The 22,140-nt window shown below is 39.0% G+C and carries 26 protein-coding genes; 23 read left to right on the top strand and 3 right to left on the bottom strand.

The window, feature by feature from the left end; genetic code table 11:
* Positions 1-22: 22 nt before the first annotated feature.
* The gene (locus tag T323_RS0112795) at positions 23-241 is read right to left on the bottom strand and encodes a helix-turn-helix domain-containing protein (RefSeq protein ID WP_026673644.1); all 219 of its coding nucleotides are present in this window, start codon (positions 239-241) and stop codon (positions 23-25) included.
* A gap of 284 nt (positions 242-525) precedes the next feature.
* Here T323_RS0112795 and T323_RS0112790 point away from each other — a divergent pair, with 284 nt between their 5' ends.
* The 10 genes from T323_RS0112790 (at position 526) to T323_RS0112735 (ending at position 10,560) form a co-directional block, all read left to right on the top strand.
* Entirely contained in the window at positions 526-846 is a 321-nt protein-coding gene (locus T323_RS0112790; protein WP_026673643.1) for a hypothetical protein, read from the top strand.
* Positions 846-1,997 (top strand): DUF2800 domain-containing protein, encoded by a 1,152-nt coding sequence (locus T323_RS0112785; RefSeq protein WP_026673642.1) that lies wholly within the window; start codon positions 846-848, stop codon positions 1,995-1,997. Before T323_RS0112790 ends, T323_RS0112785 begins: the two co-directional genes overlap by 1 nt.
* Positions 1,998-2,013: 16 nt before the next feature.
* Complete coding sequence (locus T323_RS0112780) at positions 2,014-2,559, top strand: DUF2815 family protein (protein WP_035178606.1); 546 nt, start codon at positions 2,014-2,016, stop codon at positions 2,557-2,559.
* 5 nt (positions 2,560-2,564) lie between these two features.
* A complete protein-coding gene (locus tag T323_RS0112775) occupies positions 2,565-4,514 on the top strand; it encodes a DNA polymerase (RefSeq protein ID WP_026673640.1) in 1,950 nt (649 codons plus the stop codon).
* A 22-nt stretch (positions 4,515-4,536) separates the two neighbouring features.
* Complete coding sequence (locus tag T323_RS0112770; RefSeq protein ID WP_026673639.1) at positions 4,537-5,358, top strand: phage antirepressor; 822 nt, start codon at positions 4,537-4,539, stop codon at positions 5,356-5,358.
* A gap of 180 nt (positions 5,359-5,538) precedes the next feature.
* Positions 5,539-7,950, top strand: a complete 2,412-nt coding sequence (locus T323_RS26665) for a virulence-associated E family protein (RefSeq protein ID WP_035178604.1) — start codon at positions 5,539-5,541, stop codon at positions 7,948-7,950.
* Positions 7,951-8,194: 244 nt separating this feature from the next.
* Positions 8,195-8,473: a PDDEXK family nuclease gene (locus tag T323_RS0112750; RefSeq protein ID WP_026673638.1), complete on the top strand. Its 279-nt coding sequence runs from the start codon at positions 8,195-8,197 to the stop codon at positions 8,471-8,473.
* Positions 8,470-9,858, top strand: a complete 1,389-nt coding sequence (locus T323_RS0112745) for an SNF2-related protein (RefSeq protein ID WP_026673637.1) — start codon at positions 8,470-8,472, stop codon at positions 9,856-9,858. Before T323_RS0112750 ends, T323_RS0112745 begins: the two co-directional genes overlap by 4 nt.
* Complete coding sequence (locus tag T323_RS26660; RefSeq protein ID WP_035178602.1) at positions 9,842-10,090, top strand: hypothetical protein; 249 nt, start codon at positions 9,842-9,844, stop codon at positions 10,088-10,090. The genes T323_RS0112745 and T323_RS26660 overlap by 17 nt, the downstream gene beginning before the upstream one ends.
* A gap of 38 nt (positions 10,091-10,128) precedes the next feature.
* Positions 10,129-10,560: a DUF1492 domain-containing protein gene (locus T323_RS0112735; RefSeq protein ID WP_026673636.1), complete on the top strand. Its 432-nt coding sequence runs from the start codon at positions 10,129-10,131 to the stop codon at positions 10,558-10,560.
* A gap of 655 nt (positions 10,561-11,215) precedes the next feature.
* Here T323_RS0112735 and T323_RS0112730 read toward each other — a convergent pair.
* Both T323_RS0112730 and T323_RS0112725 read right to left on the bottom strand, forming a co-directional pair.
* Positions 11,216-12,064, bottom strand: coding sequence for a DUF3800 domain-containing protein (locus tag T323_RS0112730; RefSeq protein ID WP_245613724.1), 849 nt, complete (start codon positions 12,062-12,064; stop codon positions 11,216-11,218).
* A 242-nt stretch (positions 12,065-12,306) separates the two neighbouring features.
* Entirely contained in the window at positions 12,307-12,801 is a 495-nt protein-coding gene (locus T323_RS0112725; protein WP_026673634.1) for a YkyB family protein, read from the bottom strand.
* Positions 12,802-12,947: 146 nt separating this feature from the next.
* On the opposite strand from T323_RS0112725, the gene T323_RS0112720 reads away from it, so the two are divergent.
* From T323_RS0112720 to T323_RS0112660, 13 genes are all read left to right on the top strand, one after another.
* Positions 12,948-13,301, top strand: coding sequence for an HNH endonuclease (locus tag T323_RS0112720; protein WP_026673633.1), 354 nt, complete (start codon positions 12,948-12,950; stop codon positions 13,299-13,301).
* A gap of 349 nt (positions 13,302-13,650) precedes the next feature.
* Complete coding sequence (locus T323_RS0112715; RefSeq protein WP_026673632.1) at positions 13,651-14,088, top strand: helix-turn-helix domain-containing protein; 438 nt, start codon at positions 13,651-13,653, stop codon at positions 14,086-14,088.
* The gene (locus T323_RS0112710; protein ID WP_026673631.1) at positions 14,078-15,334 is read left to right on the top strand and encodes a site-specific DNA-methyltransferase; all 1,257 of its coding nucleotides are present in this window, start codon (positions 14,078-14,080) and stop codon (positions 15,332-15,334) included. The genes T323_RS0112715 and T323_RS0112710 overlap by 11 nt, the downstream gene beginning before the upstream one ends.
* Positions 15,335-15,410: 76 nt before the next feature.
* Positions 15,411-15,608, top strand: a complete 198-nt coding sequence (locus T323_RS0112705; protein WP_035178599.1) for a hypothetical protein — start codon at positions 15,411-15,413, stop codon at positions 15,606-15,608.
* 7 nt (positions 15,609-15,615) lie between these two features.
* Complete coding sequence (locus T323_RS0112700) at positions 15,616-15,930, top strand: hypothetical protein (protein WP_026673629.1); 315 nt, start codon at positions 15,616-15,618, stop codon at positions 15,928-15,930.
* A gap of 126 nt (positions 15,931-16,056) precedes the next feature.
* Positions 16,057-16,818, top strand: a complete 762-nt coding sequence (locus tag T323_RS0112695; protein ID WP_026673628.1) for a hypothetical protein — start codon at positions 16,057-16,059, stop codon at positions 16,816-16,818.
* On the top strand, positions 16,811-17,041 hold the full coding sequence (locus T323_RS0112690; RefSeq protein ID WP_026673627.1) for a hypothetical protein: 231 nt from the start codon (positions 16,811-16,813) through the stop codon (positions 17,039-17,041). Before T323_RS0112695 ends, T323_RS0112690 begins: the two co-directional genes overlap by 8 nt.
* Complete coding sequence (locus T323_RS0112685) at positions 17,041-17,250, top strand: hypothetical protein (RefSeq protein WP_026673626.1); 210 nt, start codon at positions 17,041-17,043, stop codon at positions 17,248-17,250. Before T323_RS0112690 ends, T323_RS0112685 begins: the two co-directional genes overlap by 1 nt.
* Positions 17,251-17,330: 80 nt before the next feature.
* Positions 17,331-17,813: a phage terminase small subunit P27 family gene (locus tag T323_RS0112680; RefSeq protein ID WP_026673625.1), complete on the top strand. Its 483-nt coding sequence runs from the start codon at positions 17,331-17,333 to the stop codon at positions 17,811-17,813.
* Entirely contained in the window at positions 17,806-19,350 is a 1,545-nt protein-coding gene (locus tag T323_RS0112675) for a terminase large subunit (protein WP_026673624.1), read from the top strand. The genes T323_RS0112680 and T323_RS0112675 overlap by 8 nt, the downstream gene beginning before the upstream one ends.
* Before the next feature lie 74 nt (positions 19,351-19,424).
* On the top strand, positions 19,425-20,270 hold the full coding sequence (locus T323_RS0112670) for a Cthe_2314 family HEPN domain-containing protein (RefSeq protein WP_026673623.1): 846 nt from the start codon (positions 19,425-19,427) through the stop codon (positions 20,268-20,270).
* 9 nt (positions 20,271-20,279) lie between these two features.
* A complete protein-coding gene (locus T323_RS27985; RefSeq protein ID WP_051556516.1) occupies positions 20,280-20,843 on the top strand; it encodes a DUF1643 domain-containing protein in 564 nt (187 codons plus the stop codon).
* A gap of 71 nt (positions 20,844-20,914) precedes the next feature.
* On the top strand, positions 20,915-22,138 hold the full coding sequence (locus tag T323_RS0112660; RefSeq protein ID WP_026673622.1) for a phage portal protein: 1,224 nt from the start codon (positions 20,915-20,917) through the stop codon (positions 22,136-22,138).
* Positions 22,139-22,140 lie beyond the last annotated feature (2 nt).

The raw sequence follows: 22,140 nt of genomic DNA, 5'->3' as shown, positions 1-22,140 counted from the left end.
ATTACGCCCCCTTTCGAGGAGTTTAGTTAGTTGGAGTATCGTCGTCAACATAGTCAACAATATCGCCTATGTTGACATCAAGAGCCTTACAAATTCTAGCTAAAACATCCATGCTTACCGGTAGATCTTTACTCATCTTAGCCATCGTTGTTGATGTCAAGTTCGTCATTGCCATTAAGTCTTTTTTCATCATCTTGTTATCAATTAAAAGTTTCCATAGTTTGTTATAACTAAATGCCATTTCTTATCGCCTCCAAGTACTACTGGATGGTGACCAAAGACGTGTCATTAATATTATAGAGATTAACTAAGTGAGTTACAATCAAAAATTTAAATATGCTGATTTTAACTTTGCGAACGCTTAGTTTGATTTTATAAGAAGAAAGGCTGGAAACTGGCTGAGTCTTAGCGGAGTGACGGCGGATTTCTGGCTGAGGATTTAATGTGATTAAATTAATAAAATTTAGGTAGGCAGTGACACAACTGTTTGGCCCTACTAAGTCTAGAAGAGAAAGGAGAAGGAACATGAGTAAAATGAAGCGTGCTCTTGATGTTGTAAATGATTTAAGAAACCTTGCGGATAGTCTTGAAGGATTAACGTTTGTATTCAAGGTGAATGAACCTGAAGTAACAGCTACTGCAGAAGCTAGGGGAACTGCTAAAGAGGAACTTCAACCTGAAAAACAACCTACATTAGAAGAAGTGAGAGCTAAATTAGCTAGTTTATCCCAAGATGGAAAACAAGTAGAGGTAAAAGAGCTTATTACTAGTTTTGGAGCGAAGAAGTTAAGTGATGTTCCAGCACAAAAGTATTCTGAACTGCTAGAGAAAGCTGAGGAACTGTGATGGGAGAACATGCATTATTGTCTGCTTCTGGTGCGCACCGTTGGATGAATTGCACGAGGGCACCTAGACTAGAAGAGTCCATGGAGGATGGAACATCTGTCTATGCAGAGGAAGGGAGTCTGGCCCACCTGCTAGCAGAGATTAAAATTTGCAAAGAGATAGGAAGTATTTCGCAGCAGTCGTATAACAAAAGATTACAAGAAATACGCTCTAACCCTCTTTATTCAGAAGAAATGGACAAGGCTACCGAAGTTCATAAAGATTTTTGTATCGAGCGTTTTAATGAAGCGAAAACAATGACCAAAGATGCTGTGATTTTGTTAGAACAAAAACTGGACTACAGTCCATGGGTTCAAGAAGGATTTGGAACCTCAGATACGACCATCATTAGTGATAGTGTTTTAGAAATCATTGATTATAAGCATGGTAAGGGTATTGCTGTGAGTGCACATGAAAACCCTCAGATGAAACTATATGCACTCGGAGCTATCAACCATTTTGGCTTCCTTTATAATCTCGAAACGATCCAAATGACGATTAGCCAACCAAGGCTAGATAGTATATCTTCATTTGAAATGTCGGTTGATGATCTTCTGAAATGGGGAGATGAAGTAGTTAGGCCAAAAGCAGAAATGGCATTTGCCGGTATTGGAAATTTCATGGTTGGCGTTCATTGCAGGTTTTGCAAAGTGAAAGCAATTTGCAGAGCGAGGGCAGATGAAAACATGAAACTTGCTTGTTTAGATTTTCAGAGCCCCCCGCTTCTGACTGATGAAGAAGTGGTTGAAGTACTTCATTCCCTTGAAGAATTAATGAGCTGGGGGAAAAGTGTTCAGGAGTATGCTTTATCAATGGCAATGAATGAAAACAAGCAATGGCCAGGTATGAAACTAGTTCAAGGAAGAGGCAGTCGAAAGTACACAGACGAAGATGCGATTGTAAAAGCACTTACTGCTGCTGGATGTGCAAGTGATGTCATATATAAGAAATCACTTAACACGATTACTACGTTAGAAAAAGAGCTAGGGAAGAAAACATTTGATGAATTACTAGGTTCATTTATTACAAAGGCACCTGGCAAGATTAAGCTCGTTCCTGAAGAAGATAAACGACCTGAAATAAAAACTTCTCCGGAAGTAGATTTTCAATAATAGGGAGGAAGAAAGCATGAAAATTACAATTGGAACAAAAGAAAACCCAGTGAGATTTAGTTATGCCAATGTGCATCAGGCAGTAAGTGTGAATGGTAGTGATCTTAAATATTCGGTAAGCATTATTATTCCAAAATCGGACAAAAAGACAATTAAGAAGATTCAAGATGCTATTCAACAAACGATTCAAGAAAATAAGGACAAGTTTGGTGGTAAGGTAACGGCAAAAAATATTAAAACACCTTTACGTGATGGAGATGTTGATCGAGAGGATGATGAAGCTTATGCAAATTCATACTTCATTAATGCGAATTCAAAGCTGAAGCCAGGGATTGTTGATGCTGATTTAAACCCAATTATGGACCCAAGTGAGTTTTATTCTGGCTGCTATGGAAGGGTAAGCTTGAACAGCTTTGTGTACAACGTGAATGGGAATAAAGGAGTTAGTTTTGGGCTTCAGAATCTGATGAAAACAGATGAAGGTGAGCCGTTAGGCGGACGAAGCAGTGCAGAGGCTGATTTTGCAGATGACAGTAATGACGATGGTGACATCTTAGGTTAATGCTTATGAAAATCTTGTCCATCGACATAGAAACGTATAGTAGTGTGGACCTCGTGAAACACGGGGTTTACCACTATTGTGAGTCTGAAGATTTTGAAATATTACTTCTTGCATTTGCAGTTGATGAAGAAGAAATACAAATCGTTGACTTAGCTTCTGGTGAGGAAATGCCTGATGAAGTATTGCATACACTAGTCGATCCAGCAGTTATAAAGACAGCGTACAATGCTAATTTCGAACGTACTTGTTTGTCAAAATACTTTCAATTATCCATGTCACCTGAGCAGTGGCGTTGTTCTTTCGTTCATGCGTTAATGCTAGGTTTACCGGGGCATCTAGATGGTGTGGCTAAGTGCCTTAAGTTAAATGAACAGAAAATGAAAGAAGGTAAAGCTTTAATTCGTTATTTTTCAATCCCGTGCAAAGCTACCAAAGTAAATGGTGGAAGAACTCGTAACCTACCAGAACATGATGTTGAAAAATGGACTAGTTTCAAAGAGTACTGCAAACAAGACGTCGAAGTGGAAAGGCAAATACGAAAGAAACTAGAAGCATTTCCAATTCCACCGGCAGAACAAAAGCTCTGGGAACTGGACCAAAACATCAATGATCAGGGCGTTCAAGTGGATGCAGAACTAGTTATACATGCCATTCAAGCAGATATAACATTTCAGGAAAATTTGTTTAATGAAGCTGTGGGTTTAACTGGGCTAGATAATCCCAATAGTCCAGCACAATTAAAAAGCTGGTTATTAAAGCAGGGTGTGGAAGTGTGGAGCCTTGCTAAGAAAAACGTCGAGACATTAATGGGCGAGGTAGAACATTCAGACGTGAGAAGGTTGCTTGAACTAAGGCAAGCCATGTCCAAAACATCGGTGAAGAAGTATGAGGCAATGGAGCGTTCGATGTGCCATGACCAAAGAATAAGGGGACTGTTACAGTTTTACGGTGCGAATAGGACAGGGCGATGGGCAGGTAGGCTTGTACAAATTCATAACCTACCAAGAAACAGCATGACTGATTTGGACATAGCTAGAGACCTTTTAAAGTCAGGAAACTATGAAGCTTTGGAAATTCTTTTTGATAGTGTGTCTGACGTATTATCGCAGTTAATTCGAACAGCTTTTATTCCATCAAAGGGTCACCGTTTTATTGTAGCAGACTTCTCGGCAATTGAAGCGAGAGTAATTGCATGGTTGGCAGGCGAACGGTGGCGAATGGAAGTGTTCCAGTCACATGGGAAGATTTACGAAGCTTCTGCAGCACAAATGTTCAAAGTACCCATTGAAACGATCGATAAAGGAAGTCCTTTAAGACAAAAAGGAAAAATTGCTGAATTGGCCCTTGGTTATGGTGGTTCAAAGGGTGCCTTAACTCAAATGGGAGCTCTAGAGATGGGACTCACTGAAGAAGAACTTCCAGAATTAGTTTCTGCATGGCGTGAGGCCAATCCTAATATAGTAAAGCTTTGGTGGAATGTCGAAGCTACAGCTATTAAAGCGGTGAAAGAAAAAGCGGTCATAAAAATGCAATACGGTCTGACCTTCCATTACAAAAAAGGGATTTTATTTATCAATTTGCCATCAGGGCGTTCACTAGCCTATGTAAGACCGAAAATTGGTATTGATGAACGTTTTGGTAAAGAGCAATTGACCTATGAAGGTACGGAACAAGGCTCTAAACAGTGGGGAAGGATTCCGACTTATGGTGGGAAGTTGACGGAGAATATCATTCAAGCCATTGCTAGAGATTGTCTTGCTGAAGCGATGGTGAAGTTAAATGATGCTGGTTACCGGATAAACTTTCATGTTCATGATGAAGTGGTATTGGACGTACCAGTTGGAACAGGGTCAAAGGAAGAGGTAGAAAAAGTAATGGGTCAATCGATTAAATGGGCTCCGGGTTTACCGTTAGGAGCGGATAGCTTTGAAACGGAATATTACATGAAAGATTAAATCGAACAGGAGGAAATAAAAGATGAATAGTTTACGAGTGTTTAGTTCCAAAGAATTTGGTCAGTTAGAAATTATGGTGATTGACGGAAAAGAATATTTTCCAGCAACAGATGTCGCAAAAATGCTTTGTTACGCTAACCCTCATCAGGCGATCAACAAGAGCTGCCGGTACCTAACAAAAAGAGAGGTACCTCATCCACAGAGTGAAGGGAAGACGATTGAAAAGAATTTTATTCCTGAAGGTGACGTTTACCGACTAATTATTGGAGCTGCTTCTCAAAGCAAGAATAAGCAGGTAAAGAAAAAGGCTGAGCAATTTGAACATTGGATTTTTGACGAAGTGCTACCTGATATCCGAAAGCATGGATTGTATGCATCGGAATCGCTTTTAAATAACATTCTTAAGAATCCAGAGTTGGGGATTAAAATTTTCACGGAGTATAAAGAAGCGAAAGATAAAGCTAAGAAATTAGAGCTTGAAAATGCCCAACACAAGCAAATCATTGGCGAATTAAAGCCGAAAGCATCCTATTACGACTTGGTTCTTCAGAATAAATCGATTGTACCAATCAGTCTGATTGCGAAAGATTATGGACTGTCTGCAAGAAAGTTAAATGCTCTACTTCATGAGCTAGGAATTCAATACAAGATGGGCAAAACTTGGCTTCTATATCAAAAATATGCGGATATGGGCTATACCCAATCGAAAACACATGCCATTGATGCAGAAAGAAGTATCATGCACACCTACTGGACACAAAAGGGGCGGTTATTCCTTTATGAGTTACTAAAGAGAGAAAAGGGGTTAGTACCGTTAATCGAACGTTCAACTAAAACAGCATAGTGGGGAAGTGTCGAGTATGACTGACATTGACACTATGAAATTTGTAATGGAACTAAAACGGTACAAGGATGTACTGCCAAAACAGACAATTAAAACAATAAAAGGTCAGGCTCTTTCCGGTAATCTGGAGGGAGCCAAAAAGGGCCTAGGTACTGTGTTACGTAGGAGGGTTGAATCGAAGTGAAAGAGCCCAGTGAAAAAAGAAAGCGAAGTTTAAAACATGATGGAAACCTCACGATTTCAATCGGAAGAAATCGTAAAGAACTAAACTGGAAAAATCGTGAAATGCTTTGGTCTGAAGTTGTTCAGAAATTAAGCAATACTGTTAGAACCCATGAAACATATGAAGAGTACAAAAAGCTCTCCAAATCAAAGCAAGACGAGATTAAAGATGTAGGTGGTTTTGTCGGTGGAACATTAAAGGGGGGCAGAAGAAAGCATGATAGCGTTGTATGGCGTCAGCTCGTCACCCTTGATGCTGACTATGTGAAAGGAGATTTATGGGCATCTGTGGAGACAATGTTTGGCCACGGATGTGCCATCTACTCCACACATAAACATCATTCCAAAAGTCCGAGGCTACGATTAGTGATTCCCCTATCAAGACCGGTTACCGCAGATGAATATGTGCCTATTGCTAGAAGAATTGCTGCTGACCTTGGCATTGATTTTTTCGATGATACGACTTATCAAGTCCATCGATTAATGTACTGGCCTTCAACACCATCAGATGGTGAGTTTGTTTTTAAAGTGTTGGACGAGCCTTGGATTGACCCAGATGCTGTGTTGGCGAGGTATCCGAATTGGCAGGATTCATCCTACTGGCCGGAAAGCTCAAGAACCGTTCAAGATCGAAAGAAGCTGGCAGATAAGCAAGGGGATCCTAAAGCAAAAGACGGAGTTGTAGGTGCTTTCTGTCGGACATACTCTGTTACCGATGTGATAGAGAAGTACTTAAGTGATGTATATAGCACTTGTGATGGCCCCAATCGTTACACGTATTCAGCTGGTTCGACTGCTGGTGGGTTAGTGGTTTATGAGTATGGTGACTTTGCTTATTCTCATCATTCAACAGATCCAATTGGCGGGAAGCTTTGTAATGCCTTTGACTTGGTTCGTATACATCTATTTGGTGACCTAGATGAAACAGTCAAGGAAGGGACGCCTATCAATCGACTACCATCTTATAAAGCAATGGTTGAAGAAGCGTTGAAGGACAAGCAGGTGAAATTGACACTTGGGAAAGAACAGTTAAACCTTGCAGCTGCAGATTTTGAAGAAGAAGAGATGGATTGGTTAACAGATTTAACAAGAGATCAAAAAGGCAACATCGTCTCGAGTGCACCTAATGTCATCCTTATTCTTGAAAATGACCCAGCATTGAAAATCCGACTTGCTTTAAATGACTTTGTGCATCGAGTGGTTATCAAAGATGACTTACCTTGGCGGAGTATAGATAGAGGAGAATATTGGTCGGACACCGATGATGCCAGCTTAAGAAATTATCTTTACTCTGTTTATGGAATTAAGGGAGCTGGAATTATTGGGGATGCGTGGAGTGAAGTAGCGGTGAAATATGCGTTTCACCCAATCAAAGAGTATTTAGATGGTCTGGAATGGGACGGAAAAGAGCGAATAGAAACAATCATGATCGATTACCTTGGAGCGGAAGATAACGACTGTGTAAGAGCATTTACCCGAATTATCTTAGTGGCAGCTGTTACAAGAATTTATCGTCCAGGTGCAAAGTTTGATTACTGTGTTGTTCTTGTTGGTCCTCAAGGCGTTGGAAAAAGTTACATTATTAAGCTCCTAGGCAAGGAATGGCACTCGGACTCCTTGATTACCGTCAAGGGCAAAGAAGCCTATGAGCAGCTTCAAGGGGCTTGGATTTTGGAGATGGCAGAACTAACGGCAACAAAGAAAGTAGATGTAGAAGCAGTTAAGCATTTTATATCAAAATCTGAGGATACCTTTCGAGTTGCTTATGGTAGACATAATGAAACATTTAAGCGGCAGTGCGTGTTTTTTGGAACGACAAATGATTACGACTTCTTAAATGACCCAACAGGAAATCGACGTTTCTTACCAATCGTAGTAAACGGTGGAGGAACTAAAAACATGTGGGACGATTTAACGGAAGAGGAAGTGGATCAAATATGGGCGGAGGCAAAGGTCCTGTATGAAAAGGGAGAGACCTTGGCTTTAAGCAAAGAAATCGAAGAGAAAGCAGGAGAACTTCAAGCAGCCCATACGCAGGAAAATCCAATTACGGAGAGCATTAGAAGTTACCTTGAAACTCCGGTGCCTATCAACTGGTATGAGCTAGATATTGGTACCAGACGAACATATTTGCATATGGACCAACCAAATGACGAAACCGAGAAGACTATGAAGCTCAACAAAGTGTGTGCTCAAATGGTGTGGGAGGAACTTTTCCAAAAAGATGTGTCGATGATGACGAGATATGATGCTAAAGAAATTAATATGATCATCCAGAACACCACCGGCTGGAAAAGAGTGAGTTCGGTGAGGTTCGATAAAACGTATGGCATGCAAAAAGGTTTTAGACGTGAACATGTATACTTGTAAACTTTAAAAGTGGTTGACCAAACCCTTGTGACTATTAGTCTTTATACTATATATACTTTGTATACCTTCTTCTATATAAAAAAGAAAATAGGAGTAATAGAGAGTAATATATACACCCTATACCCTCTAATACACATATAAGTATAAGTCCACTTAAAAAAAGTATACAGAGCATACAAATTGCTAGGGACCGCATGAACACTGGGATTGAAGTGTATACCTTTATTTTCAGGGGTGACTGATCATGAATGAAGCTAGGATCGAGCAAAGGCTAAATAAGAAAGTAAAGGAACATGGCGGGCTGGCAATAAAGTTTGTTTCTCTTGGGTTCGCTGGTGTGCCTGACAGGTTGGTACTTTTTAATGGTTCAAAGATTGCCTTTGCTGAATTAAAGGCACCAGCAAAAAAGCTACGATTGTTACAACAGAAACGGAAAAAACAATTGGAGAAACTAGGATTTAAAGTTTATAAGATTGATAGTTATGAAGCTGTCGATCGAATGCTAGAGGAGATGGTCACTTGATTTATAAACCACATCATTATCAAGCGTATGCCACACAGTGGATTATCGATAAAGAAAAGTCAGCTCTTTTTCTTGAAATGGGAATGGGGAAGTCGGTGGCAACTCTGACTGCGATTTTAGAATTAATGTACGATTACTTCGATGTTGCAAAAGTATTAGTAATTGCCCCATTGCGAGTAGCGAGTACCACTTGGGAAGAAGAAGTTGAAAAATGGGACCATCTGAAGCACCTGCGAATTTCAAAAGTGCTTGGAAGTGAAAAACAACGAGTAACAGCTTTATACAAAAGAGCTGATATCTACATCATTAACAGGGAAAATGTCACATGGCTTGTTGATTGGTGTCAGTCAGATTGGCCTTTTGACATGGTGGTCATTGATGAGTTATCAAGCTTTAAATCATCAAAGGCTCAGCGATTTAAATCATTAAAAAAAGTGAGGCCTTTTATAAAGAGGTTGGTCGGACTAACAGGAACTCCAGCACCAAACGGTCTGATTGATTTGTGGCCACAGATTTATTTACTTGATGGTGGAGAACGGTTGTGTAAAACAGTCACTGGATACAGAGAAAAGTACTTTTTACCAGATAAACGAAATCAAATGATTGTCTACACTTGGAAGCTAAAAGAAGGAGCAGAAGACAGTATTCATGAAAAGCTCTCTGATATCTGCGTAAGTATGAAGGCCAAAGATTACCTCGAGTTACCTGAACGAATGGACAATGTTATACCTATAGAATTGCCTAAAAAGGCAAGAGAGCAATATGACCGATTAGAAAAAGAATTGATCTTGTCGATTGAAGAAGCCGATGTCATGGCAGGTTCAGCAGCAGTGCTTGCTAACAAGCTATTACAAGTGGCCAACGGTGCTGTTTACGATGAAGATGGAGAAGTGAAACACATTCACGATGAAAAATTAAAAGCCTTGGATGAGTTGGTTGAAGCAGCTAATGGAAAACCGGTACTTGTGTTTTATGGTTATCAGCATGATAAGGACAGGCTCCTACATCACTTGAAAAAGCTAAATCCAAGGATCCTTCAATCAGACAAAGACATCAAGGAATGGAATCAAGGGAAGGTTCAAGTTCTATTAGCACACCCTGCTTCTGTTGGTCATGGCCTGAATCTTCAAACGGGTGGAAATATCATTGTCTGGTTTGGCCTTACTTGGAGTCTTGAACTTTACCAGCAAGCAAATGCTAGACTTTGGCGACAGGGACAAAAGCAAACGGTCGTGATTCATCACATTGTTGCTAAAGATACGATTGACGAACGAGTGATGAAAGCATTAGAGGATAAAGACACGAGCCAAGCTGCTCTCATTGAAGCAGTAAAGGCCAGAATAATTAAATACAGGGAGGTTACTCCTCATGGACAATATGATTGAAGTGAAGGAACAGGACTGTTTCGCATACAAGAATGGCAAGTGCAAGGTTCTAAGGGTGAAACAGTGTGAAGGAGTTGGTTGCATCTTCTTTAAAACGAAACCCCAATTGCAAATGGACAGGCTAAAAGCTTTTGAGCATATACAATCTCTGGATGCTAATATTCTGAATGAAATTATTGATATGTACAATTTAGATAACGAAAAACAGTTGAATGGAGTGGGGGAGCTTTGATCATGACTAGTTTGGCTACAAGACAGGGGGAAATTACCGTGAACGCAAAAGAATACTTATCTCAGGCTTTTACCCTTGACCAGTTAATTAATTGTAAATTAGAGCAAGTAGCAGTGCTAAGAAATCAGGCTCTAAAAGTAACATCGGTTATTCAGTCTGACCCAGTTCAAGGATCTAAGCAGCGCTCTCCAATGGAAAATACACTTGTTAAGTTGATGAATCTGGAACAAGAAATTGATGCTGATATCGATAGGTTAGTAGCTTTAAAGCAGGAATTAAAAGAGTTTGTTGCTGAAATTGAAAATCCTTCCTACAAATTACTACTTGAACTCCGTTACCTTGGAGGTAGCACATGGGAAGAGGTTGCCGCAAGTATGGGATATGATTTACGTTGGATTTATCGATTGCACAGTAAAGCTTTGAAAGAGGCAAATTCACTATTAGCAAATACCATAGCCGATTTCACATGATGCTTTGGTATATAGGAACAGAATATTAGAGTTTATAACTTTGGAAGTTGATTGCCTGAAGTGAAATGTCAATTTGATTTTATCATAAAAAAAGCCAAAACCTACAAGGAGATTAATAAGAGCTTGTAGGTTTGGGCTTTTAAGTCTTACTAGAGAAACGCGACTGTTGATTTAGGATTAATATTTAATATGTTCGAAGATGTTTATTAGAATAACGAATTAATCACCAAATAAATTCTAGTCATTAAGTGATCTCTCCCTTAGGGTATAGAAAAAGACCAGTATAAATACTGATCTCTCTCGTTTGTCGGCGATCTGACAATTCAGTTCCCCGTATGTAGCTATAGATATCAATGTGAGCGATCTGCCAATGCAGTTCCCTACAATAAAACATTATCATAATTTAATAATGTTATCAATAAAAAAATCAGTAATGCGAGCTACTAATGTAATTCCCACTACAAATAAGGTTTTTAGCGAGCTACCAATGTAGTTCCCTTTAATCTAGCTATAGAAACTATCATATCGTTTGCAGTAATCGATGTCAAGTAAAATATTGAGGAACAGTTTTGGCGAGCTGCCGATGCAATTCCCCACTGTCCCTCATAGGTATATACCCTACAGCTAGTATACATAAACGGAAACAAAAATATTCCTAATTTGCTAAATTATCTTGCCAAGGCCGTACTTTTTTTACTATTGGAACCTTTTTAAAACCCCAGTTTCTAAAGTCATGAGATGGATTACCGTTAAAAATCTTTTCCTTAATAGCAACGAAGATTGGGTTATCGTCACCATACTCAACATGTCTAGGGCTTACCTCTTTTAATCCCCTACGTACTCTACTTAATGGATTACAAACTAAATCAGCAATTTCAAGTCCAGTTTGGTATTTAGGGTCTTTTTTATCTGCAAAAACAAACCCTTTAATTTTATCACTATTATCCATTACATTTAGATGAACTGTGCCTGAATTAAAGATATCAAAAAATGCTTTTTGTACTAATAGGTTTTGATAATCATCTCTTGATTCAAGTACAATTCTGGCCGATGTAGCATTATGCAAACTAATAAGTGAATAAAAAGCCTCTAATATATGAGCAAAGGCTACTTCATACGGATCTTTAGGTGTAAGGTAATACTGATTTAATTTGTCTTTATCTACTGTCACGGAAATTATTGTGAACTCAAGAGATGATAAAAAATTTGGTAACTTACTCCAAAAATTACGAAGTTGCCTTACTGAGACACCATCTTCTCTACTAAAAGGAGACTCAGCGGTTAGAATTTGTTTTAGATGTAAATGAATATCTGTTTTTCCAAAGCAATCATTCTTAAAAGCATTCAATTTCCTTTTCAGTGCTGAATTATTTCCTTGCCCATCTATAGAGTATTTGTATTCCATTACTACTCCCGTAACTGTAAATGGACTATTTCCACTCGGTTTTCCTGTTTCATCTATAAACATTATGAATTTCTTATCGTCTCTCCTACTTTGACTCAAAACATAACCCCCATGACCACATTAACTATTATTTACAAATTATATCATAATTTAAAAAAGTCAGGGAGAAAATTACTAATCATATTCTCAAGTTAGTCATCAGGCTTACCAAATCTTATCCTCTTATTGACATACAATACAATAAAGGTTTTAAGAAAATAGAAAATACGCCATGAAAAGCCATTAAAAGCCATGTAGTAGATATGATAATGTATAAAATGTAGGAATATCTTAAATGAGCTTTATCTTGATTGGTATAGTGGACGACCATCTAAGTATGAAGACACGAAAATCGACCGGTCTAATTTTTGGGTACCTTTTGGTGCCTTTTTTGTTTTCTTCTTTTTTACTAGTTTGGGAGCTGTAATTGAAAGAAATTTTTTAAGGGAATCAATAGCGAAGTAAAGGGCCGGGATATACTTAGGTTTAGGATTTTTAAAATAATCATCAAGTGTTGGAAGTGTGTGAAATTCTATGTCTGTATGTGGTAAAAAGAAGTAGAAAATTTCGTCTGTTTGAGGAATTTCGAGACTGTATAGAACGACAATATCAGGAAGTTGAGGAGTCGAGTAAAGACCTAGCTTTTTTGCATATTGTTTTTCGTGAAGTCTTGTTATCGTTCTGGTTTTTAGATCGTCAAGTTCTTCCTTTTGAGTTAAGTATTCCTCACGATTTGATAGCAAGGAAACGACGTATAAAGAACAAGCCACGTACATGATGTCAATAGATTGGTCCATAACATATCACCCTTTTTGCATTATACTGTTGTACTTTTATCATAGGAGGAAATTTATGGATTGTCTATATTTTTTTTGGGATTTCAATAAATAAAGTCGAAGTTTGTTATAAATAATTAATTACCTAAATAATGGAGTTGAGAGCAATGCCAATGAAACCAAAGAAACCATGCAAGCATCCGGGTTGCCCGTTGTTAACGGACCATTCGTACTGTGAGTTTCATAAGAAGCTTTATGCAGACGATCGAGCTGGGGCAAGTGAGCGTGGTTATGATAGTAGATGGAGGAAAGCACGAAAACAATTTTTAAACGTTCATCCTCTTTGCAAACACTGTGAACAGAAAGGAAAGCTTACTCAAGCAATGGTGGTGGACCACATCAAACCTCATAGAGGAGACCAAAGACTGTTCTGGGATGAAAGTAATTGGCAGTCTTTATGTAAGAAGTGTCATGACCGAAAGACGAGAACGGAAGACCAGCACCCGGTTTACACCTTTTAGTGGACCCCCTAGGGGAGGTTAAATCTCTACAACCCTTTGGCTGGGGACCGCGCGCCCCCTTCACGTGAATTTTCGCGTAATTAAATAAGGGGGGTATCCATAGCCGACAGTGAAAGGTGAAAATCTTTAGTGTGAATAAGGGTTTGAGCTATTTTCTAATTTGCGAAATAGTACAATTGGAAAAGTTATAAAAATACTGATAAAGCTTTGGTGCTATTGGTTTTGAGGAACATTTAACACTTAAATAAGAAATGGCGATGAAACGTCCGTATTAGTTTAGTAAATGGCTAATTCAGGCGTTTTTTTATTGCTGTTTTTAATACTGTTTACGCAGAAAGGAGCATGAGAGATGACGGAAGCAGAAAAGCAACTTATTTACGACCTTCGGTTAAAAGGGGTTGGCTATAAAGCAATCGCAGCAGTGTTGGGAAAATCACGAGACAGTATACGTGGCTTTTGTAGAAGGAATGGCCTAACCGGTGATTCGAGTGTGGTTGCTTTAAATGTGAAAGAACAGATCAATAATAATCTTCTCTGCACTTGCTGTGGTAAACCTATCAAACAAAAAGGGCGTGGCCGAGCTAGGAAATTTTGTTCTGAAGAATGTCGCCGGAAATGGTGGAAAGAAAATCCGCAAGCGAGAAACAAAAGTGAAACTGCGATCTACCACTATACATGTCCACATTGTGGAAAAGAGTTTAGCACTTACGGGAACAAGAAACGAAAGTTCTGCAGCCATGACTGTTACATAAAATCAAGATTTTGGAGTGAAGAAGATGAACTTTAAAAAATTAAGAATAGACGACTTGGTTCCAGCTAGTTATAACCCAAGGAAGAAGCTCAAACCGGGAGACAGTGAATTTGAAAAAATAAAAAATAGTATCAGTGAATTCGGATATGTAGACCCAATTATCGTTAATAAGGATTTGACGGTTATCGGTGGGCATCAAAGAGCGTCAGTCTTAAAGACATTAGGCTATGCCGAGATTGATTGTGTAGTTATCGATATTGATAAGACAAAGGAAAAAGCCTTAAATATTGCTCTTAATAAAATCAGTGGTGAATGGAACAAAGAGTTATTAGCAGATTTGATTCAGGACTTGCAATCAATGGACTACGATATTGGATTTACAGGTTTTGATCCACCTGAAATTGATCAACTATTTAACGAAGTCCATGACAAAGATATTAAGGAAGATGATTTTGATGTAGAAAAGGAGCTGGCTGAACCAACTATTACACATAAGGGCGATGTGTGGTTGCTTGGAAGGCACCGCTTAATTTGTGGAGATAGTACAGACCCTGATGTATACCAGGAACTCATGAATGGGCAAAAGGCTAATCTAGTGGTGACAGACCCGCCTTATAATGTAAATTACTCTTCTCAAGCAGGTAGTATCAAAAACGATAATATGAAAGACCAAGAGTTTTATAGCTTTTTGTTCAAAGCGTTTAGTAACATGGCTGCAAGCATGGAAAAGGACGCATCCATCTATGTATTCCACGCAGATACGGAAGGATACAACTTCAGAAAGGCATTTAAAGATTCAGGTTTTTACTTATCTGGTGTTTGTATTTGGGCAAAGCAAAGCCTGGTTCTTGGCCGTAGTCCTTACCAGTGGAAGCACGAACCCGTTTTATTTGGTTGGTTAAAGGATGGAAAGCACAACTGGTATGGAGACCGAAAACAAAGTACCATCTGGAACTTTGATAGACCTTCAAAGAATGCTCTTCATCCAACAATGAAGCCGGTTGGACTGTGTGCTTATCCAATTCAAAACAGCAGCATGAGCAATTGCATCGTGCTCGATCCGTTTGGTGGGAGTGGCTCTACGCTTATTGCCTGTGAACAGACCAATCGCATTTGCTACACGATTGAACTGGATGAAAAGTATTCTGATGTGATTGTGAAAAGGTACATTGAACAGGCTGGAACCGAAAAAGATGTGTTCTTACTGAGAAATGGCGAAAAGATTGCCTTTGCTGATGTACCAAAACCGGAGTCGGTAGAAGGAGAGGAATTATTACAGTAATAGCTCTTAATCTAGTTGCTATGCCCCAACGTGTATGGCAATATGCTACTACCTTAATAGAATTGGAGGTGTAGCAATGGAAGAAATAGTTAAACCAACTTGCAAACTTGTCGGTGAAGATGGAAATATCTTTTCTATCCTCGGTCGGGTCAGTCGAACCTTAAAGGAAAACGGAAAAGCCAATGAAGCGAAGGAAGTAAGTGAGCGAGTGATGTTATCAGGTTCCTATGATGAGGCCCTGCAAATTATGATGGAATACGTTGAAGTGGAGTGATTAGTACATGAGAGCGATCTTCGGTAGGAAAATAGGCGACCTGACCGAGTTGGAGGAATTGACTGAACAAGCGATAAAGAGCGGGCAGCAGGGTCAAAGTTACTGTGTGATAAAAGAGGTGTTATTGGGGGACGACGAATTTCATTCCTTTGCAAATGACTTTTTCGATGACCAGCCTTGGATCACAGAGGAAGATGGTGGAGTGAGTGAAAGCAGAGAGGTTCGTTGCATTCGAGTGATTAACCAAGATACCGGTGAAAAGATTCTTGTTAATAACGAGGGATACACTTATGCAAGGTATGTTGGGATTGAAAATGATTAAAGGGCAGGCCTTGAGGGGCTTGCTTTTTACATTAAAAATAAATGCGAATGTCTGGCCGGAATGACTTGCTATTACCTGTGTTTAGAGTGATATATGTACTACACCAAAACACAGGAGGGAATTAAAATGAACCGAAAAGAAATGGTAAAGAAACTAGGCGAGTTTTTCGGAGTAAAGCCGAAGTATTTGAATGCTCCAACCTTTGCCTACGAAATTGAAATACCTGAAGAAACCTACACAATCGACAGACAAGGAACAATCACAACATCAGCAGGCGAAGTAAAGACTTTTGAAGAGATTACTAACCCGCTAGAGCCAAAAGAAGAGCTAGAGCAGCCAGCCGAAGAAGAGCATGAGCCCTTAGAGATTGACGGTTTAGAAGTTACGCTTCCGCTAGAAGGACACTCAGGAACCACGCTACGCAATCTAGTAAACATGCTTTTTAGCAAACAACACTTGATCATGAAAGCCTTCAAGCTAACCGAACCGCTGATGGATGGCACTTTTGCAGAGGACTTAAGCTTCAAAGAGATAAGTACCTTTGAAGAGTTTCAGAAAGCGCTCGATGAACTTGGAACAGAAAGGATCCCAGGCATAGCCTTTGATTTTGAAGAAGAAACTTTCACGATCAAATTAAAAGCAACCAACCTAAACCCGGATCAGATTGCAGCCTTTCAAGATTTAATTGCATTTATCAACAAAAGTGCCTTGAAGCAAAAGCGAGCATCGTTTAAGCAAGCACAGGATGACAATCCGAAATATGCCTTGCGAACTTGGCTCATTCGCCTTGGGATGAACGGGAGCGAGTATAAAACAACAAGGAAGGTGCTACTTGCCAACCTCGAAGGAAGCGGGGCCTTTAGAAAAGCAGGTGAGCCAAATGAATAGAGAAACCTATCGGGCAATGATACGAGGGTTGATTGCTACCATCATTGAAAAAGAGGTAGTGCTTGGTGAAGCTGATGCAAAGGAAAGTGTACTAACCATTCTGGGTTTGATTGAGGACTTGGACCTTTTCTGGAACAGCAACATGGAATTCGAAGAAAATGCCGAACACCTTCAGCATTTCATCAACAAGACTCGAGAGAAGTACACTTTGGGAGGTAGCTGATGGATACATTTTTTACACAAAAACTTTGTGACCGGTGTGGTGGAAGTTTAAAGGGTGGAAGAATTATGTCCATGTACAACACCGAGTGTATTTGCCTGACTTGTAAGGACAAAGAGTCGAAGCGGGATGACTATGATGAAGCGGTAAAAGCTGATCATGAGGAAATAAAGAAGGAGAATTACAATTATAAAGGGATAAAAGGCCAATAACAAAAAAGTAAGATTCGAATTTTGGAGTCTATCAAAAGATAGGCTCTTTGCTTTTGAGCAAAGGAAAGGAGGTGGAGCTTGTGGCCCAACGTGGAAGGAAACCAAAACCTACAGCAATCAAAGCATTAGAAGGTAATCCTGGAAAGAGAGACCTTAATCAAAATGAGCCTAAACCTGACAAGAAAGCACCGAGATGTCCAGCTTGGTTAGAGCCTGAAGCCAAGAAAGAGTGGCGGCGAATGGTGAAACAATTGGAACAGCTAGGTATATTAACAGAAGTAGATATGGCAGCCTTTGCGGGATACTGCCAAGCCTATGCAAGGTGGAAAGAGGCAGAAGAATTTATTACGAAACACGGAACGATTGTAAAAACCCCTTCAGGGTACTGGCAACAGGTGCCACAGGTATCCATTGCTCAGAGCTACCTCAAAATCATGAATCGTTTCTGTGAGCAGTTTGGGTTAACTCCTTCATCGCGAAGTAGAATTGTTGCCGACAAACCAACGGATGCTAATGATCCAATGGAGTTTATGCTCTTTCAAGGTGGTGGTAAGGGTGTATGATGCGAAAAAAGCACAGCATGCCGTCAACTTTATTAACTGCTTAAAGCATACGAAAGGCCAGTGGCGAGGGGTTCCTTTCGACCTTTTACCTTGGCAAGATCAAATTGTCAGGGATATTTTCGGAACGGTAAAAGATAATGGGTATCGGCAATATAATACAGCTTATGTTGAAATTCCTAAGAAGAATGGGAAAAGTGAACTCGCAGCTGCACTCGCACTTCTTATGACCTGTGGCGATGGGGAGTGGGGAGCTGAAGTTTATGGTTGTGCCTCTGATAGACAACAGGCTTCGATTGTGTTTGATGTTGCAGTAGAAATGGTAGAGCAGTCACCAGCACTGAAGAAACGATTTAAACCTGTTATGTCGATAAAGAGATTAGTCTATAAACCAACGAATAGTTTTTATCAGGTTCTTTCCGCAGAAGCATATACCAAGCATGGTTTAAATGTTCATGCTGTTGTGTTTGATGAGCTACATGCTCAACCGAACCGAGATTTATTTGATGTCATGACAAAGGGGTCTGGTGATGCTCGTTTGCAACCTTTGTTCTTTTTAATTACTACGGCTGGTACAGACCGAAATTCGATTTGTTATGAAGTGCACCAAAAGGCAGTAGATATTTTGGAAGGAAGAAAAATTGATCCTACTTTCTATCCTGCTATTTATGGAATTGATGATGACGATGACTGGACTGACGAAAAAAACTGGTATAAAGCCAACCCATCTCTTGGTCATACCATTGACATAGAGAAAGTTAGAAATGCGTATCTAAGTGCAAAAGAAAATCCCGCAGAAGAGAACATCTTCAGACAACTACGCTTAAATCAATGGGTGAAGCAATCGACACGTTGGATGCAAATGGAGAAATGGGACGCTTGCGATGAACCGGTTGATTTGGACTTGCTTCGTGGTAGAGAGTGTTTTGGTGGCTTAGACCTTTCGAGTACAACGGATATTACAGCTTTTGTACTTGTCTTTCCACCAAGGACTGCTGATGAGAAATTTATTGTCCTTCCTTATTTCTGGATCCCTGATGATAACCTGAAATTAAGGGTTCGACGAGACCATGTTCCATATGACGTCTGGGAGAAACAAGGCTTTATCAAAACCACTGAAGGAAACGTAGTTCATTATGGATATATTGAGAAATTTATCGAAGAGCTAGGAATGAAGTATAACATTAAAGAAATAGCCTTCGACCGATGGGGCGCGGTACAAATGGTTCAGAACCTAGAAGGAATGGGCTTTTCAGTGGTTCCTTTTGGACAAGGATATAAAGATATGTCTCCAGCTTCAAAAGAATTGATGAAAATAACCCTTGAGAAAAGGATTGTTCATGGTGGGAATCCAGTTCTCAGATGGATGATGGACAATATTTTCGTCAAAACTGACCCAGCAGGTAATATAAAGCCTGATAAAGAAAAAAGTACTGAACGTATTGATGGTGCTGTTGCAATGATTATGGCGTTGGATCGTGCGATTCGAAATGAAAACAGAGAAAGTGTTTATGATGGTAGAGGAATATTAATACTATAAAAATATCAATCTTTATAATATTATTAAATGTAGTATTGGTTAGTTATGGAAAAATATAAAGGTTGGTGTTGAATATGGAATATACAATTGATAACACCTTTGAACTTCTAACTCAGGAAGAATGGGATAAATATTTGAACTTAGATCTGTTTGAAAATATAAAAATAGATCCAAATACATTTTCAGTTGAAGGTGATCACATATCCCAACTTATGTTTAGCGAGGGATTGCTTAACTATATTAGACAGCATAATAATAAAGTAGGCACATTAAAAGTATCATATGCGTTGTGCAGACATTATTTTGATAAAGGAATACCAGATGATCCTTGGTATATTTCACCTGGCAAGAACGGAGAGTCAATACAATATATGCCTGAATTTGAGCCGAAAGATTGGCTTATCCGATTTTGGTTTTCTTATTTTGCTGAGGCAACTTATTATAAATTATTTTCTATTTGGGATTCAGTTGTTGGATTTATTAATGAATACTATCAAATGGGTCATGTTGAAGATATGAGATTTAGAAATAATGTAATGAAATCCCTTAAATCTCAGCGTGAAGACATTGGAGATTTTATGTTTAACATTTTACAAGAACAGATTTATAAAGATGCCAATATGTATAGAACTAAAATTGTTCATGGGGCTACTCCTATGGATGTCAGTTTTGGAATAAATATAAACAGAAATACTGAGGCGGAGGTTATTGATAGAAATGATGATGGTACATTAAAGCTAACTAGTGATGGAAAAGTTGTTATGAAAAAAGTAAACGCATCAGTTCAAGTTTCCTTTGGTATTGGAGATTATACAACTACGAAAACTCTAATGGATAACATTGATGCATTTAGTGATTTTTCGGGACAAAAGATTAAACAAATAGTAGATTTGATAAAAGTTGATCCATTCAAAGTATAGGAGGGGCAAATGGGAAAAGAGAGGATATATAAGTATAATACTGAATATGTTGATGTAGAAAACATTGATATTGATGATGAACCGGGATACAGATATTCTATGTTCGTTCCTTTTAAGGATTCAATAACTGATAAACTTGCTCTCGTAATTATGCGAAATCCAAGTAAAGCGGATAAAACCAAATCTGATAAAACAATTAATAATGTTCTTCGTTTCTGTAGTAAATATTATAGTGGTGTTTACATTGCAAACTTATATCCAAATTATGAAACTGATTCTACGAAAGTAAAAGATTTTATAGAGTCTGACTCATACGGGGAAAAAATGATTAAGAATTATGAAGCTATTGATAAAATTCTTGATAACATTGAAGAAGTAATTGTAGCTTGGGGGACTAGTAATACTAGTAGTAAATATGACGAAGATTATGAAACTAATATAGAAAAAGTCTTAGAGAATCTAAATAATGCAAATAAGAGTGTATTTGCAATGAGATTTGCATCCAGTAATAATCCTTGGCACCCCCGGAACTGGGAGGAAAGCTTTGACTTAGAGTTATATCGATGGACATAAGATAAAATGAACTATGAGCATCTGCTAAAGTCAGGTGCTTTTTTTATGCTATTTATTAGGAGGTGAAGGTCATGAAGATACCACTTATATCAAAGTTATTTCAACCAAGGGCTAGTCCAAAGAACAGTTTTTTAGGAAGTACCTACAGTTTCTTCTTTGGTAGCACTACTAGTGGGAAATCGGTCAATGAAAGAACGGCCATGCAAACAACCGCAGTATATGCTTGTGTTCGCATTTTAGCTGAGACCATCGCCAGTCTTCCACTGCATCTATACAAATACACTGATAATGGAAAAGAAAAAGCACTGGAACACAGTTTATATAATATGCTCCATGATGAGCCAAATACCGAGATGACTTCGTTTGTGTTTAGGGAAACACTGATGAGTCATCTTTTATTATGGGGAAATGCTTATGTTCAAATCATCAGGGATGGTAAAGGGATTGTACTTTCTCTTTATCCCTTACTTCCTGACAAGATGACAGTGGACCGAACTTCAACAGGTGAGCTTTATTATAAATACCTAAAGGACAGCGGAACAGTCATTCTTCGGAGCGAAGAGGTTCTTCATATCCCAGGACTAGGATTTGATGGTCTTGTGGGCTACTCACCAATTGCTATGGCCAAGAATGCGATTGGAATGGCACTAGCCACTGAAGAATACGGTGCTAAGTTTTTCGCTAACGGGGCCAATCCCGGTGGGGTGTTAGAACATCCGGGCGTTGTAAAAGACCCTGCAAAAATTAGAGAAAGCTGGAATGCTGTTTATCAAGGAAGTGGCAATGCCCATCGGATAGCAGTTCTTGAAGAGGGAATGAAGTTTCAGAGTATTGGCATTCCACCAGAACAGGCTCAGTTCCTTGAAACGAGAAAGTTCCAAACGGAAGAGATCTGTCGGATTTTTAGAGTTCCACCTCATCTGGTGGCCAATCTTGATAAGGCAACCTTTAGCAACATTGAACATAAGTCCATTAGCTTTATTGATAATACGATCATGCCATGGGTGACGCGGATTGAACAATCGATGAAGAAAGCTTTGTTGAATCCAATGGAAAAAAAGGAGTATTTCATCAAGTTCAATCTTAATGGCCGACTTCGAGGGGATGCCGGTTCAAGAGCTCAATTTTATCAAATCATGCGACAAAACGGTGTTATGTCTGCTAATGACATCCGTGAACTAGAAGAAATGAACTTAATTCCAGATGAACAGGGCGGAGGCAAATACTTGGTGAACGGGAACTTTGTTGATATGTCAAAGGCTGGTGCTTGGACAGAAAAATATGAGGAGGGGTAAAC

It is taken from the genome of Alkalihalobacillus bogoriensis ATCC BAA-922, assembly GCF_000621445.1.
Taxonomy (GTDB): domain Bacteria; phylum Bacillota; class Bacilli; order Bacillales; family Bacillaceae_F; genus Bacillus_AO; species Bacillus_AO bogoriense.
This window is presented reverse-complemented; position numbering and strand designations above follow the sequence as displayed.

What these genes read in the sequence shown, in the direction of transcription:
- T323_RS0112795 (WP_026673644.1), bottom strand. Translation starts at nt 241, where the DNA reads ATGGCATTTAGTTATAACAAACTATGGAAACTTTTAATTGATAACAAG.
- T323_RS0112790 (WP_026673643.1), top strand. Translation starts at nt 526, where the DNA reads ATGAGTAAAATGAAGCGTGCTCTTGATGTTGTAAATGATTTAAGAAAC.
- T323_RS0112785 (WP_026673642.1), top strand. Translation starts at nt 846, where the DNA reads ATGGGAGAACATGCATTATTGTCTGCTTCTGGTGCGCACCGTTGGATG.
- T323_RS0112780 (WP_035178606.1), top strand. Translation starts at nt 2,014, where the DNA reads ATGAAAATTACAATTGGAACAAAAGAAAACCCAGTGAGATTTAGTTAT.
- T323_RS0112775 (WP_026673640.1), top strand. Translation starts at nt 2,565, where the DNA reads ATGAAAATCTTGTCCATCGACATAGAAACGTATAGTAGTGTGGACCTC.
- T323_RS0112770 (WP_026673639.1), top strand. Translation starts at nt 4,537, where the DNA reads ATGAATAGTTTACGAGTGTTTAGTTCCAAAGAATTTGGTCAGTTAGAA.
- T323_RS0112750 (WP_026673638.1), top strand. Translation starts at nt 8,195, where the DNA reads ATGAATGAAGCTAGGATCGAGCAAAGGCTAAATAAGAAAGTAAAGGAA.
- T323_RS26660 (WP_035178602.1), top strand. Translation starts at nt 9,842, where the DNA reads ATGGACAATATGATTGAAGTGAAGGAACAGGACTGTTTCGCATACAAG.
- T323_RS0112725 (WP_026673634.1), bottom strand. Translation starts at nt 12,801, where the DNA reads ATGGACCAATCTATTGACATCATGTACGTGGCTTGTTCTTTATACGTC.
- T323_RS0112720 (WP_026673633.1), top strand. Translation starts at nt 12,948, where the DNA reads ATGCCAATGAAACCAAAGAAACCATGCAAGCATCCGGGTTGCCCGTTG.
- T323_RS0112715 (WP_026673632.1), top strand. Translation starts at nt 13,651, where the DNA reads ATGACGGAAGCAGAAAAGCAACTTATTTACGACCTTCGGTTAAAAGGG.
- T323_RS0112710 (WP_026673631.1), top strand. Translation starts at nt 14,078, where the DNA reads ATGAACTTTAAAAAATTAAGAATAGACGACTTGGTTCCAGCTAGTTAT.
- T323_RS0112705 (WP_035178599.1), top strand. Translation starts at nt 15,411, where the DNA reads ATGGAAGAAATAGTTAAACCAACTTGCAAACTTGTCGGTGAAGATGGA.
- T323_RS0112700 (WP_026673629.1), top strand. Translation starts at nt 15,616, where the DNA reads ATGAGAGCGATCTTCGGTAGGAAAATAGGCGACCTGACCGAGTTGGAG.
- T323_RS0112695 (WP_026673628.1), top strand. Translation starts at nt 16,057, where the DNA reads ATGAACCGAAAAGAAATGGTAAAGAAACTAGGCGAGTTTTTCGGAGTA.
- T323_RS0112690 (WP_026673627.1), top strand. Translation starts at nt 16,811, where the DNA reads ATGAATAGAGAAACCTATCGGGCAATGATACGAGGGTTGATTGCTACC.
- T323_RS0112685 (WP_026673626.1), top strand. Translation starts at nt 17,041, where the DNA reads ATGGATACATTTTTTACACAAAAACTTTGTGACCGGTGTGGTGGAAGT.
- T323_RS0112670 (WP_026673623.1), top strand. Translation starts at nt 19,425, where the DNA reads ATGGAATATACAATTGATAACACCTTTGAACTTCTAACTCAGGAAGAA.
- T323_RS27985 (WP_051556516.1), top strand. Translation starts at nt 20,280, where the DNA reads ATGGGAAAAGAGAGGATATATAAGTATAATACTGAATATGTTGATGTA.
- T323_RS0112660 (WP_026673622.1), top strand. Translation starts at nt 20,915, where the DNA reads ATGAAGATACCACTTATATCAAAGTTATTTCAACCAAGGGCTAGTCCA.